Annotated in this window: 12 protein-coding genes; 5 read left to right on the forward strand and 7 right to left on the reverse strand. The window is 65.0% G+C overall.

Going from position 1 to position 13,990, the window contains the following annotated elements; all coding sequences use genetic code 11:
- The first annotated feature begins 184 nt into the window (after positions 1-184).
- Both P0D96_RS13725 and P0D96_RS13730 read left to right on the forward strand, forming a co-directional pair.
- Positions 185-1,231 (forward strand): ABC transporter substrate-binding protein, encoded by a 1,047-nt coding sequence (locus P0D96_RS13725; protein WP_408177897.1) that lies wholly within the window; start codon positions 185-187, stop codon positions 1,229-1,231.
- Between the two features lie 126 nt (positions 1,232-1,357).
- Positions 1,358-3,037, forward strand: coding sequence for a GMC family oxidoreductase (locus P0D96_RS13730; RefSeq protein WP_408313844.1), 1,680 nt, complete (start codon positions 1,358-1,360; stop codon positions 3,035-3,037).
- A gap of 100 nt (positions 3,038-3,137) precedes the next feature.
- On the opposite strand, the gene P0D96_RS13735 is transcribed toward P0D96_RS13730, so the two are convergent.
- The 6 genes from P0D96_RS13735 to P0D96_RS13760 form a co-directional block, all read right to left on the reverse strand.
- The gene (locus tag P0D96_RS13735) at positions 3,138-4,565 is read right to left on the reverse strand and encodes an aldehyde dehydrogenase family protein (RefSeq protein ID WP_408313846.1); all 1,428 of its coding nucleotides are present in this window, start codon (positions 4,563-4,565) and stop codon (positions 3,138-3,140) included.
- A gap of 24 nt (positions 4,566-4,589) precedes the next feature.
- Positions 4,590-5,384 carry an ABC transporter permease gene (locus P0D96_RS13740; RefSeq protein WP_132381733.1) on the reverse strand — a complete coding sequence of 265 codons (795 nt, stop codon included), beginning with the start codon at positions 5,382-5,384 and terminating at the stop codon, positions 4,590-4,592.
- Complete coding sequence (locus tag P0D96_RS13745) at positions 5,381-6,289, reverse strand: ABC transporter permease (protein WP_408177773.1); 909 nt, start codon at positions 6,287-6,289, stop codon at positions 5,381-5,383. The genes P0D96_RS13740 and P0D96_RS13745 overlap by 4 nt, the downstream gene beginning before the upstream one ends.
- The gene (locus tag P0D96_RS13750) at positions 6,286-7,623 is read right to left on the reverse strand and encodes an NAD(P)/FAD-dependent oxidoreductase (RefSeq protein WP_408177774.1); all 1,338 of its coding nucleotides are present in this window, start codon (positions 7,621-7,623) and stop codon (positions 6,286-6,288) included. The genes P0D96_RS13745 and P0D96_RS13750 overlap by 4 nt, the downstream gene beginning before the upstream one ends.
- Before the next feature lie 4 nt (positions 7,624-7,627).
- Entirely contained in the window at positions 7,628-8,341 is a 714-nt protein-coding gene (locus tag P0D96_RS13755; RefSeq protein ID WP_408177775.1) for an HAD-IA family hydrolase, read from the reverse strand.
- 65 nt (positions 8,342-8,406) lie between these two features.
- A complete protein-coding gene (locus P0D96_RS13760; protein ID WP_408313850.1) occupies positions 8,407-9,483 on the reverse strand; it encodes an ABC transporter ATP-binding protein in 1,077 nt (358 codons plus the stop codon).
- 101 nt (positions 9,484-9,584) lie between these two features.
- Between P0D96_RS13760 and P0D96_RS13765 the strand changes: the two genes are divergently transcribed.
- Positions 9,585-10,556: a LysR substrate-binding domain-containing protein gene (locus P0D96_RS13765; protein WP_408313851.1), complete on the forward strand. Its 972-nt coding sequence runs from the start codon at positions 9,585-9,587 to the stop codon at positions 10,554-10,556.
- A 245-nt stretch (positions 10,557-10,801) separates the two neighbouring features.
- The gene (locus tag P0D96_RS13770; protein ID WP_408313853.1) at positions 10,802-12,286 is read left to right on the forward strand and encodes an esterase-like activity of phytase family protein; all 1,485 of its coding nucleotides are present in this window, start codon (positions 10,802-10,804) and stop codon (positions 12,284-12,286) included.
- An 86-nt stretch (positions 12,287-12,372) separates the two neighbouring features.
- On the opposite strand, the gene P0D96_RS13775 is transcribed toward P0D96_RS13770, so the two are convergent.
- Complete coding sequence (locus tag P0D96_RS13775; RefSeq protein WP_408313855.1) at positions 12,373-12,960, reverse strand: TetR/AcrR family transcriptional regulator; 588 nt, start codon at positions 12,958-12,960, stop codon at positions 12,373-12,375.
- Positions 12,961-13,157: 197 nt separating this feature from the next.
- Between P0D96_RS13775 and P0D96_RS13780 the strand changes: the two genes are divergently transcribed.
- On the forward strand, positions 13,158-13,934 hold the full coding sequence (locus P0D96_RS13780; protein ID WP_408313966.1) for an SDR family NAD(P)-dependent oxidoreductase: 777 nt from the start codon (positions 13,158-13,160) through the stop codon (positions 13,932-13,934).
- Positions 13,935-13,990 lie beyond the last annotated feature (56 nt).

A 13,990-nucleotide genomic window follows, 5' to 3' on the forward strand; every position in this document is an offset into this window, starting at 1 on the left:
TACGCAACCGGCGTTTTCACGCCATTGGCCGGACAAACGACGTCATAACGTGACGTCATGGGCACTCCAACAATTCGGGCGTTGTCGCGGATAAATAGACTCACTATATTGGGCTCAACGATGCATGACATCGACGATATGTTCGCTCAACCGTCTCGAGGACCCCGTCGTGATCAAGAACCCCATGTTGCGCCCGCTTGCCGCTGTTCTGATCCTCGGCGTCGCGAATCTCGCGCCCGCGTGTTTGACGCCCGCGTTTGCCGCGGCCGGCAAGATTACCTTCGTCTCGCAAGGCGGGACCTATCAGGAGGCGCAGACCAAGGCGATCCTCGACCCGGCCGCGAAGCAGCTCAACATCACCGTGAACCAGGACAGCATTCCGGACGCGTGGCCGCAGATCAAAGCCCAGGCCGCGACCGGCAAGCCGATCTGGGACGTGGTCGACACGCCGACGTCGAATTGCCTGCGCGGCGGCAAGGAAGGCCTGCTGGAGAAGCTCGACTTCTCGAAGATCCCGAACGCGGCGGCCATGCCGGAGAAATACCGTACGCCGTACTCGGTCGCCTACGAGTTCTATTCGACGGTGATCGGCTACAACAAGAAGACGTTGAAGAAGGTGCCGCAGAGCTGGGCAGATTTCTGGAACGTGAAGGCGTTCCCCGGCACGCGCGCGCTGCGCAATGACCCGCAGACCGTGCTCGAAGCCGCGTTGCTCGCCGACGGCGTGCCGCGCGACAAGCTGTATCCGCTCGACGTCGATCGCGCGTTCAAAAAGCTGCAACAGATCAAGCCGGACGTGACCGTCTGGTGGACTTCCGGCGGCCAGTCGGCGCAATTGCTGCACGACGGCGAAGTCGATATGACGATGATCTGGAACGGCCGCGCGAGCGCGGTGCGCAAGGACAATCCCGATGTCGACTTCACGTTCAACGACGGCATTCTGCAGAACACCCAACTCTGCGTGCTGAAGAACGCGCCGAACTTGCCGGAGGCGATCAAGTTCGTCAACGCGGCGGTGTCTCCGGAACTGCAGGCCAATCTGCCGCTGTATATCGACTACGGTCCGGGCAATCCGGCGGCGTTCAAGACGGGCAAGATCGACGCGAAGCGCGCAAGCGAGTTGCCGAGTTCGCCGGAAAATGCATCGAAGCAGGCGTTGATGTCGGAGGAATGGTGGGCTTCGGACGCCGGCGTCCAGGCGAAGGCGCGCTGGCTCAAGTTCATGCAGTAAGCGCAGCCGTAGCTTCTTGAGCGCGGGATTCGCGTCCGTTGGACACCAAGGACACCGAAAACCGCGCGCAACGCTCAGCGCTTCTCGCGCGTCCCGCACGGCTTATCGTCTGCGCAATCATCGAACGTGATCGACTATCTGATTCTCGGCGGCGGCTCGGCGGGCTGCGTGCTTGCCGCGCGCCTGTCCGAAGACGCCGGCAAGACGGTCTGCCTCGTCGAGGCCGGCTGCAATATCTCGCGAACAGACATGCCCGCGGCGGTGCGCAGCCGTTATCCCGGCCGTGCCTATCTCGACACCGCGAATATCTGGCAGCGCCTGAAAGCGCGAATGAGTGCTACGGCCGCGCCGCGCCGCTACGAACAGGCGCGCCTGCTCGGCGGCGGCTCGGCGATCAATGCGCTGATGGCGAATCGCGGCGCGCCCGCCGACTACGACGAATGGCACGCGCTCGGCGCGCACGGCTGGAACTGGAGCGCCTGCCTGCCGTACTTCCGCAAGCTCGAAACCGATTGCGACTTCAGCGGCGCGCTGCATGGCGAGAGCGGGCCGATTCGCATCCAGCGCGCGCCGTGGACGCGCATTTCGCCATTCGTGCGCGCGGTGCTCGCCACACTCGACGCGCGCGGCCACACGCGGCGTGACGACCAGAACGGCGAGTGGCAGGACGGCACGTTCATCGGATCGATCGCGGTGAGCGAAGCCGGCGAGCGCATCCCGACCTCGGTCTGCTATCTAGACGACGCCGTGCGCGCTCGCCCGAATCTCACGATCCGCACGCAAACGCTCGTCGAGCGCGTGCTATTCGACGGCAAGCTCGCCATTGGCGCGCGGATCATCGGCGCGGACGGCGCGAGCGAAGCGTTGCGCGCCAGACATGTGATCGTTTGCTCGGGGGCGATCCACAGCCCGGCACTGCTGATGCGAAGCGGCATCGGCCCGGCGGCCGAACTCGCCGCGCTTGGTATCGAGGTGGTGGCGGATCGAGGCGGCGTCGGCGGCAATCTGATGGAGCATCCGTCGATTGCGGTCTCGGCGTTTCTGCCGCGCGCGTCCCGCACGTTATATCCCGACGAGCATCACGAGCAGGCGATCGTGCGCTTTTCGTCGGGCGTGAGCGGGACAGTGCCCGGCGACATGCATGGAGCGATCCTGTCGCGCTCGGGCTGGCATTCGGTTGGCCATAGGCTCGGCACGATCTTCTTCTGGGTGAACAAGTCGTACTCGCGCGGTCGCGTGAGTCTCGCGTCGGCTGATCCGCGCGACGAGCCCACCGTCGACTTCAACATGCTATCCGACGCGCGCGATCTCGAACGGCTCAAGCTCGCGCTGCGCTTCGGTGCCCGCACGCTGGCCGATCCGATGATGGCGCAGCATCGCGCGACGCTGTTACCTTCGAGCTATTCGCCGCGCGTCGCGAGCGTGGCCGTGCCGGGGGCGTGGAATGCATTGCAGCGCGGCGCGCTGAGCACGTTGTTGGACATTGCCGGGCCGCTGCGCGCGTGGCTGGTGAGGCGTGTGGTCACGCAAGGCGTGACGCTCGACGAACTGCTCGCCGACGATCACGCGTTGACGCGTTTCGTAACGCGCTCGGTGGGCGGCACCTGGCATCCGTCCGGCACTTGCCGCATGGGTGCCGCCGACGATCCGCTCGCCGTCTGCGACGCGCGCGGCGCGGTCTATGGCGTCAGCGGACTTTACGTGTGCGACGCGTCGCTGATGCCGTCGATACCGTGCGCGAACACGAATGTGCCGACCATCATGATCGCAGAGCGAATTGCGGATATGTTGCGCGGCCGCGCGTAAATGCAATGCCGGGCCGCTCGCGTTGAAACGCGGCGGCCCGGCAGGCGTCAAGCATCAAGCGGTGAACGGTCCGACTAAGCGCAAGAAGGCCGAAGCACGCTCACTCGCCAAACCCCACAATCCCCTTCACTTCAAGAAACGCCTCGAGCCCCCATTCGCCGTATTCGCGTCCGTTGCCCGACTGCTTGTATCCGCCGAAAGGCGAGCCCGCGTCCCACGATGGATAGTTCAGATACACGCTGCCCGCCCGGAGCCTGAACGCCACGCGCCGAGCGCGTTCCAGATCAGCCGATTGAACGTATGCCGCAAGCCCGAACGGACTGTCGTTGGCAATCGCAATCGCTTCTTCCTCGTCGCGATACGGCATGATCGCGAGCACCGGGCCGAAGATCTCTTCGCGCGCGATCGTCATGGAAGGGCGCACATCCGCGAAGACCGTCGGTTGCACGTAGTAGCCGCGTTCCAGACCCGGCGGACGCCCGAGGCCACCGGCCACCACTTGCGCGCCTTCGTGGATCCCCGCTGCAATCAGCCGCTCCACACGCTCGAACTGCACGCTGTTGACCACCGGACCCATGGTCGTGCGCTCGTGATCGGCGGGGCCGACGCGCTGCGCTTGCGCCGCGCGCCGCGCGATCGCCATCGCTTCGTCATGGCGTGCCGCGGGCACGAGCATGCGCGTCGGCGCATTGCACGACTGTCCGCTGTTGTTGAAGCACGAGTTGACGCCGGCCGTGACGGCCGCTTCGAAATCGACGTCGTCCAACAGAATATTCGCGGACTTGCCGCCCAGTTCCTGATGCACGCGCTTCACAGTCGGCGCCGCGAGTTTCGCAATCTCGACGCCCGCGCGCGTCGAACCGGTGAACGACACCATATCGACATCCGGATGCGCCGCCAGCACCGCACCGACGGTCGGACCGTCGCCGTTGACGAGATTGAAGACGCCCGGCGGCACGCCCGCCGCGTCGAGTATCTCCGCGAACAGCAAGGCATTGAGGGGCGTGACTTCGCTGGGCTTGAGCACCATCGTGCAGCCGGCCGCGATGGCGGGTGCGGCCTTGCAGACGATCTGATTGATCGGCCAGTTCCACGGCGTGATCAGCGCGACCACGCCGACCGGTTCGTGATTGACGAGCGTCGAGCCTTTCCTGCGTTGCCACGCGAACGTTTCGCACGTGCGAATCAGTTCTTCGAGATGCCGCCGTCCGATGCCCGCTTGCCACGCATGCGCCATCGCGCGCGGCGCGCCGAGTTCGCGCGAGATGGTGTCGCCCATCTCGTCGTGACGTTCGAGAAACACTTCGAGAATGCGGCGGATCAATGCGAGGCGTTCGGCCGGCGTGGTCTGCGAGAACGACGTGAAGGCGCGTTTCGCTGCGGCTACCGCGCGATCTGCATCGGCGGGTGTGCCCATCGCCACTTCGGCGAACGCTTCCTCGGTGCAGGGATCGACAACGGCGCGGCGCGCGTTGGTGGACGGCTCGACCCACGCGCCGTCGATATAGAACTTCAGTCCATTGACCATGTTGTAGTTATCTTCAGAGAGAGTTTAGGCGCGCGCCGCGTTGGAGCGACGGCTCACCACGACGATCATCACGAGGCACAGCGTCAGCGCGGTGAGCATCGTGCTGATGGCGGCAATGGTCGGATCGATCTCGTCGCGCAGCGTCACGAACATGCGGCGTGTCAGCGTCTGGTTCGAACCGCCCGACACGAATAGCGCGACCACCGTTTCGTCGAGCGCCTGAATGAACACGAACACCGCGCCGGAAATCACGCTTGCCTTGATCTGCGGCAGCGTCACCGTCATGAAGCTGCGAAAACGATTCATGCCGAGACTGCGCGCGACCATCTCCTGCGTGCGGTCGAAGGTGCGCAGATCGGCGCCGACCGAGATCAGCACGTACGGCAGCCCGAGCATCGTATCGGCGAGAATCAGGCCGCCGAGCGTATTCACGTAGCCCGCCTGAGAGTACACGAAGAACACGCCCACCGCGACGATGATGATCGGCACCATCAACGGCAGCATCAGCAGCGTACGCAGATAGCGCATGATCCAGTGCGTGCCGTTCTGGATCGCGTACGCGGCGGCCACGCCGAGCGGCGTGGCGATCAGCGCGGCGCAGATCGAAGCGGTGAGCGTGGTGCGCGCGGCGTCGATCCATGCGGGGTTGTCGAAGAACGAGTGATACCAGCGCAGCGAGTAGGCGGGCGGCGGGAAGGTCATGAAGCGCGTGTCGGAGAACGACAGCGGCACCACGATCAGCACCGGCACCATCAGGAACAGCAGAATCAGCACGACGGTCGCGCCGAGGACGATCCGTCCGAACGGGAGTTTGTTCATTTCGCGCCCAGAGTCTTTTCGAGTGGCACCACGCGGCTCGCGGCATAGAAAATCGCGAACACGCAGATCAGCAGCACGACGCTCACCGCGCTCGCCGCGCCCCAACTGTTGTAGATCTCGACGTTGCGGCTCACCACCATCGACACCATGATCGACTTGCCGCCGCCCATCAGTTCAGGCGTGATGTAGAAGCCGAGGCACAACACGAACACGAGCGTCACGCCGGCGAACACGCCGCTCATCGACAGCGGCAGGAACACGCGCAGGAACACGTGCAGCGGCGAGCCGCCCAGGCTCGCGCCGGCTTGCGAGAGATTCGACGGGATTTTCTGCATCGCCGAATAGAGCGGCAGCACCATGAACGGCAGCAGGATATGCACCATTGCGATGACCGTGCCGAACTGGTTGTAGGCGAGCTGCACCGGCCGGTCGACCAACCCTGAGGCGATCAGCGCCTTGTTCACGAGCCCCGTGCGCTGCAACAGCACGAGCCACGCGTAGGTGCGCACGAGTACGCTGGTCCAGAACGGCAGAATCACCATGCCGAGGACGAGCGCGCTCAGCTTCGGCGGCAACGAGGCGGCGAAGTAGGCCACCGGATAGCCGAGCAGGAGCGTGATGACAGTCACGACGATGCTCAGCTTGAACGTCAGCAGAAACGTTTCAAGGTAGGCGCCGGTGAACATGCGGCGGTAGTTTTCGAGCGTGAAGCCGTCGTGATAGATGGACTGCCACGACAGCCACGCGAGCGGCACCACCAGCAGCACGACGATCACGAGGAGCGCCGGCGTCATCAGGAGAAGCATCGTGCGATCCTCGCGGCGCTGATAGCGCGCGGCGGGATCGGACTCGGTGGCCTGCATCAAGGTGGTTCCCTGGAGCATCCGCTTGGCGGTTGTCATCATGCACCTACGGCGTCGAGAAACTGATACCACGCCGCGACGAGTCTCACACCCGGCGCGCGCAGCGAATGAAAGGGCACGGGCCGCAGGCCGGGCGCGCCGAGCAGCGAGAGCTCGGGCGTTTCGCCGAGCGCGAGCGCGGCGGCATGCTGGCCGAGCAGGCTCGCCATCGCGACCCCCGCTCCGTTATACCCCAGACAAAAGGTCGTGGCGTCGTCGCTGCGTCCGACATGCGGCAGCGAATTGAACGTCATGCCCACATAGCCCGACCAGCGATAGTCCACGCGCACGTCCGCGAGATCGGGAAAGAGCGCGACCATCGCGCGTTGCAATGCGTCGAAGCCCGTTGTTTGCCCTTCCTTGCCGAACGCGTCGCGTCCGCCGAACAGCATGCGGCCGTCCACTTTGCGGAACCACTTCATCATGCGCCGCGTTTCGGTGTAGCTGCGGCGCTCGACCATGAGATGTGCGTCAAGCTCGGCGGGCAGGCGCTCGGTGGCGATCATCGCGCTGCGAAACGGCACGAGTTCGCGCTGATACGCCGAGGTCGCCGCCGTGAGATCCGAATACGCGTTGGTCGCGACGATGACCTGCTTCGCGCGCACCGTGCCGCCGGGCGTGCGCAGCGTCACGCGCGTCTCGCCGGACGCGCGTTGCATCTGCTGTACCGGCGTCAATTCGTAGATCGGCACGCCGCGCCGCGTGAGTCCGCGCGCGAGTCCGCGTACGTACTCGAGCGGCAGAATGGTGCCGGCGTCCGCGCTCAGCACGCCGCCGACAAAGCCCTTCGAACCCGTCTCGTGCTCGATGGCGGCGCGCGATTGCACGGTCATCGAGGTATCGCCGAGATTCGTGTGAACCCAGTCGGCTTCGGCACGAATCGCGGCGAACGCGGCCTCCGTGTGAGCGCAGCGCAGGCTGCCGGTATGTTCGAAGCGGGCGCGCGTCAACTGGAATTCGTCTACCAGCGTCTCGACGACCCGCACGCCTTCATGCGCGAGACGATGCATGCGCTTCGCGGTATCGAGACCGTGCAGCTTGTCGATGGTGGGAAACGACAGTCTGAACTTCGACGACACCACGCCGCCATTGCGCCCGCTCGCACCCCAGCCAACCGGATTCGCATCGAGCACCACGCACTCGACGCCGCGCTTTTGCAGCGCATACGCGGCGGCGAGGCCCGAGTAGCCCGCGCCGATCACGGCGACCTCGACTTCGAGATCGCGCGCGAGCGGCACGCCGGTGCTGACCGCCGCACCGGCGCCTGGCGATGCCGCGAGGAGCGCCCGCCAGAGCGAATCAGGCGCGGGCGTGTGCAGTGTCATCGGCGCAAGCATCGGCTCAGGCCGCGAGACGCGCTTCGGCTTCGACGGCGTCCGCAAGCGCGCCGAGCGTCGCGAAATTGAAGGTCGGCGTGGTCACGGTTTCCGGCACGGGCGTGGCGCCGAAGCCCTTCACGTTCTGACGGCGTTCGATCCAGCAGGTTGCGTAGCCGAGCTTCGTGGCGATGCCGATGTCGTGATACTGGCTTTGCGCGGTGTGCAGGATTTCGCCGAACTTGTAGCCGAACGCTGCCTGACGGCCGCGGTTGTATGCGAAGAACTGCGGGTCGGGTTTGGCGACGCCGGTTTCGTCGCAGCAGACGGTGTCGTCGAACGGATCGCCGAGCGTGTGCGCATAGGCCGAGAGCGCCACGCGGTCCGCGTTGGTCATCGCGACCAGGCGGAAGTGTTTGCGCAGACGCTTGAGCGCCGCGACCGAATCCGCGAACGCCGGCCATTCGAGCACGTCGCGCTGGAAGGCGGCGGCCGATTGCGCGTCGTCGGGCAGACCGAGTTCTTTCGCGAGCGAGAGATAGACGTTCGCCATTTCGTGGCTCGACCGGCCCGGATAGGTCGCGCGGCCACGCATGTACGGTTCGAAGATCTGGTCGTCGGTCAGGTCCTTCGCTTTCGGGCCGCCAATGCGCCGCACGGAGGCGAGCACGCCGCGCTCGAAGTCGATGAGTGTGCCGACGACGTCGAACGTCAGGACCTTGAAATCGGTGAGCTTCATGAAATCATCCTTTTGCAGTATGCGGTGAATCGGAGAGAGAGTGCCCCACGCGTGGGCGGAGAAAATCAGGCGGGCACGACGATCGTGTCCTGCGGGTCGAGCGTCACGCTCATCTGTGCGCCCGGCTGCGGGATGCGGCGGCGTGCGTCGTGGCCGCCGGGCTGCCGGAGACTGATGGCGGTGCCGTCGGCGAGCGCGGCGAACACGCGCAGGCTTTCGCCCTGATACAGCACCTCGGTGACGCGGCACGACAGACGGTTCACGGCTTCCTGGCGATCGCCGCCGTCGATCACGAGTTTTTCGGTCTGCACCGCGAGCAACAGTTTGTTGCCATGCGGCAGCGGATGCGCGGTGCGCAGCACGGTATCGCCCAGACGCACGGCGTCGTCGCCGGCGCGCGTCACGTCGAGCAGCGTCGCCTCGCCGATGAAGCTCGCCACGAACGCGTCGCACGGCCGGTCGTAGAGCCGCTCCGGCGTGTCGATCTGCACCAGCCGGCCGTTCTTCAGCACGGCCACGCGGTCGCTCATGGTGAGCGCTTCGCGCTGGTCGTGCGTCACGTAGACGATCGTCGCGCCGAGCTTGCGATGCAGCCGGCGCAGTTCGATCTGCATGGTTTCGCGCAGTTGCTTGTCGAGCGCGGAGAGCGGCTCGTCCATCAGGATCAGTTGCGGCTCGAACACCATTGCGCGAGCGAGCGCCACGCGCTGCCGCTGGCCGCCGGAAAGCTGGCTGATGCCGCGGCTTTCGTAGCCGGAGAGTTCGACCATCGCGAGCGCGTCGGCAACTTTCTTCGCCCACGTGCCTTTCGGCAGACGGCGCGCGCGCAGCGGAAACGCCACGTTCTCGCCGACGCTCATATGCGGAAACAGCGCGTAGTTCTGAAACACGATGCCGATGTCGCGTTTGTGCGGCGGCGCGAATGTAATGTCGCGTTCGCCGACCCAGACCGCGCCCGAACTCGGCTGCACGAAGCCGCCGAGAATGCCGAGCAAGGTGGTCTTGCCCGAGCCCGAAGGGCCGAGCAGCGAGACGAATTCGCCGGGGGCGATGTCGAGTGAAACGTCGTCGAGGGCCACGACCTGGCCATAACGTTTCGCTGCCGATCGGATCGAAACACCTGTTTTCGCTCGTGCGTCCATTGCGTCCTGTCTCGCTGAAGAAGCCTGCGTTAGGGAAAATATAGGCTGCGTCCTTTTTGGCGGCAATTCCCAAATTGTTGGAGAAGGCATAACATCAGGTCATGCCTAACCTTCGCAAAAAACTTCCGAGCGCCAATGCGCTGTTCGTGTTCGAAGCTGCCGCGCGCTGCGGCAACTTCACGCGCGCGGCGCAGGAGTTATATGTGAGCCAGCCCGCGGTGAGCCGCATGCTGGCGCGCATGGAAGACCATCTCGGCGTGCGCCTGTTCGAGCGGGTGCGCGGCGGCATCGAGCTGACCGAGAACGGCAAGATCCTTTACCGGAAGATTTCCGAGGGCTTCAACGGCATTGAAGGCGCGATCCGCGAGATCGAGGCGCGCGCCACGGGTGTGGAGTCGGTCACGCTGTCGGTGTCCACGGCCTTCACCACGCACTGGCTGATGCCGCGCATGAACCGGCTGAATCAGGCGTTCCCGAACGTCGACTTGCGATTCCAACTGATCTCGGGGCGGATCGGCGGGCCGCTCGTCGACGTCGATCTCGGCATGCGCTTTCGGCGCGAGGACGAGATCGGCGAGAACAGCGTGCTGGTCATGCCGGAGACGCTGTTGCCGGTGTGCAACCGGCGTTATGACGAGACCGCCGCCACGGAGGCGGGACGCGCGCATGGCGACACGGTGATCGTCATGGACGACGGCGAGCGCGGCTGGCATGACCGCTTTGAAGCGTTCGCCGCACACGGGCGGCACGCCGCGAGCATGCTGAGCTTCAACGACTACGCGATCGTCGTGCAGGCCGCGTTGCTCGGCCAGGGCGTCGCGCTCGGCTGGCTCAACGTGGTGTCGCACTGGCTGCTGGAGGGCGCGCTTCAGCCAGCGGAACAGGAACTGATCGTCACGAACCGGCGCTGCTGTCTGGTGTGGCCGGAGAGCCGCGCGCTGCGGCCGGCCGCGGCCGACGTGCGCGACTGGATCATCGAGGAAACGCGCGCCGACGTGCGCGCGGTCGATCGCGCGTATCCGAAGCTCGGGCTGCGCCGCTCGCTGGCCGACGCGGGATTGGTGATCGGGTAGGGTTCGCGGTCGCTCAGCGACTTTTCTGGCGCAGTGCAATACTGCCGCCGACGCTTCGAGGCTGGTTCTCGACGTCATTATTCGGTCACGAACCTCACGCAGTATTACCGACGGCCTTCAATCGGCCGACGGGCCGCAGGCCGGCCCGCCTTCACGTCTTTCGCACCTCCACGCGGACCAAGCGCCCATGTACGACGTCGCGCGCCCGATCCGTCGACAACAAGCATTCCACTCAAGGAGACACCGTGGCTCGTTCAAGAATCTTTGCTCTGACGGCGATCGCTTCGTCGCTTTTCGTCGCAACGGTCGCGCACGCCGGCGTCGATCTTATTGCGGTTGGCCAACTGAGCGGCCTCACGGGCGATCTATCGAAGGAAACCGCGGCGCCGCTGGAGAACGGTGTGGCGGGCAATCTGCTCGGCGGCCTCGGTTCAGGCATCGGTTACGCGGGCTGCCATACGTTCGTCGCCGTGCCGGACCGTGGCCCGAATGCCGTGTCGTACAACGCGGCGATCGACGACACCGCCTCGTATATCAACCGTTTTCAGACCTTGCGCCTGCGTCTGAAACCCGGCGCGGCCGGCGCCTCGCTTCCGTACACGATGACGCCGACCCTGCTCGCCACGACGCTGCTCCACACCAACGACAGGCTGGTTTACGGCACAGGCGCTGCCGCGGGCGTGCCTAACGGCGCGCCGGCGCTCAACCGCCGCAATCACACCAGCTACTTCACCGGCCGCTCGGACAACTTCGATCCGACGCGCCTGTCGACGGACGACCGCGACGCGCGCTTCGATCCCGAAAGCGTGCGCGTGAGCAATGACGGCGACAGCGTCTTCATCTCGGACGAATACGGCCCTTACGTCTATCGTTTCGATCGCCGCAGTGGCCGCCGCATCGACACATATAAGCTGCCGGACGCATTCGCGGTTGCCACGCTGAGCCCGATCGGCAACGACGAAATATCGGAGAACACCTCGGGCCGCGTCGCCAACAAGGGCATGGAAGGCCTCGCGATCTCGCCGGACGGCAAGACGCTGTTCGGCGCAATGCAAAGCCCGCTGATCCAGGATGGTGGCACGAACGGCGCTTACACGCGCATCGTCAGGATCGACGTGCGCACGGGCAGGACGACCCAGTTCGCGTATCCGCTGACGAACATCGGCACGGCGGCCAAGCCTAAATATCCGACCATCAGCGACGTGGTCGCCGTCAACGATCACGAATTGCTGATGGACGAGCGGGACGGGCAGGGGCTAGGCGACAATTCGACGGCCGTGTTCAAGAAGGTGTTCCATATCGACCTGAACGGCGCTCAGGACGTGAGCAACACGAGCGGCGAGGCCGGCCTCGCGCCGTACGCGGTGCAGAAGACGCTGTTTCTGGATGTGGTCGCCACGCTCACCGCGCACGGCTACAACGCGAACGATATTCCGGCGAAGCTGGAGGGTCTCGCGTTCGGTCCTGACGTCGTGGTCGGCGGTGTGAAGAAGCACACGCTGTTCGTCGCCAACGACAACGACTTCCTGGGCACGATCACCGACACCAACCATCCGGCCGGCATTGCGAACCCGAATCAGTTTTTCGCCTTCGCGTGGGACCCGAGCGACTTGCCCGCGTACGTCGCGCAAAAACTGCCCGGCGTGGATGACGATCGTCACGGCGATCATCGTCATGACCACGGCGACTCGGACCGCACGTGCGGCCCCGATCGCGACGACGATCATTGAGCCGCTGACGCGCGCCTCGCATTTCCCGACGCGCATTGAAGCAACAGAAGGGCGGCGCCGGTTGATGCCGGCGGCGCTACATCAAGCTAAGCGTCACCGCCTTGCGCCACGATCAGATCCAGCGAGCCCGCGAGAATCGATCTGGCGAGTTCGGGGTCGTCGACGGCGCGCGCGAGCGTCACCGCGCCGACGATGGTCGCGACGATGCCGAGCGCCAGGTTTTCGCTATCGCCGGCCAACGTCTGCGCGATTCGCGATGCCAGTTTGTGCACGTATTGCGTGAGACGATCGCGAACTTCCGGTGCCGCGTGCCGCGCCTCACCGGCAAGCGCGCACAACGCGCAGCCGTTGCCCGGATTCTTGATGTGTTTCTCGCTGAGAAACATTTCGCCTAACGCCCGCAACGGTTCTTTCTTCGCCGACCCGTTCGAATTCGCCGCCGCGATCGAAGCGGCGATACGTTTCTCGCTTTGCGCGACGGCATATTCCAGCGCCTCGACGATCAACGCGTCACGCGACTCGAAGTGGCCGTAGAACGCGCCATGCGTGAGGCCGGCGCGCCGCATGCAGTCCGCCACGCCGAGCGCATCGATCCCGTCTTCCCGAATCTGCCGCGCCGCCGTTTCCAGCACACGCTGACGGCTTTCTGCTTTTTGCGCCTGCGAGTAGCCCATTTCCGTCACCCCTCTTGACAATCTGCATGATGAGCATAATACTGAAAATGTGCATGATGATCAACATGCAGATTGTTGGATGAGGGCGTCTTGCGCGGATGTCCGTACGCGGCGGCGTTTTTGGGCCGCCTAACCGTTACAGGCGTCGCACGGCCGTGATTTCCGGCGCGTTGGCGGCGCAATCTAGGAGAGAGATGATGCGTTTCACGGGAAAAACAGCGTTGATTACCGGTGGGAATAGCGGCATTGGTTTCGTCACGGCGAAGCTGCTGATTGCCGAAGGCGCGCAGGTGGTGATCACCGGCCGCGACAGTGCGAAGCTGGATCAGGCCGTGTCCGAACTCGGCGAAAATGCGCTGGGCGTGCGGGCCAATCTGGATAACGAAGCGGATATCGACTCGTTGTTCGAACAGATCAAGAGCAAATTCGGGTCGCTCGATATCGTGTTCGCCAACGCCGGCATCTCCGGTCCGACGCCGCTCGGCGGCACGACGGCCGCGGCGTTCGAGGCGATTCTTCGCACCAATCTGACCGCGGTCTTTCTGACGGTGCAAGCCGCATTGCCGTTGATGAGCGAGGGTGGCGCGGTCGTGTTGAACGGTTCGGTGATGCGCGAACTCGGCTCGCCTGGTTCGTCGGCGTATTCGGCCACCAAGGCCGGCATCACGGGCATGGCGAAGGTCTTCGCGTCGGAGTTGGTGCAGCGTGGTATTCGCGTGAATACAGTGATCCCCGGCGGCACGCGCACGCCGATCTGGACGCGTGGCGCGCGCGAAGGCGCGACGCTCGACGGAACCGAACAGGCTCTCGCGCCGCGCGTTCCGATGGCGCGCCTCGCCGCGCCGGAAGAAGTGGCGGCAGCCGTGCTGTTCCTTGCTTCCGGCGATGCGTCGGGAATGACGGGCGCGGAGATCGTCGTGGATGGCGGTACGATCGGAGCCCCGTGGGGCGCGCCGATTTTCCGTCAGGCTTGAAGCGGCGGTAGCGATAGTCAGCCGCGCCGGACGACGAATCGGCGGCGCGGCTATCG

It is taken from the genome of Paraburkholderia sp. RL17-347-BIC-D (genome assembly GCF_046027915.1).
In the GTDB taxonomy this organism is placed as follows: Bacteria; Pseudomonadota; Gammaproteobacteria; order Burkholderiales; family Burkholderiaceae; genus Paraburkholderia.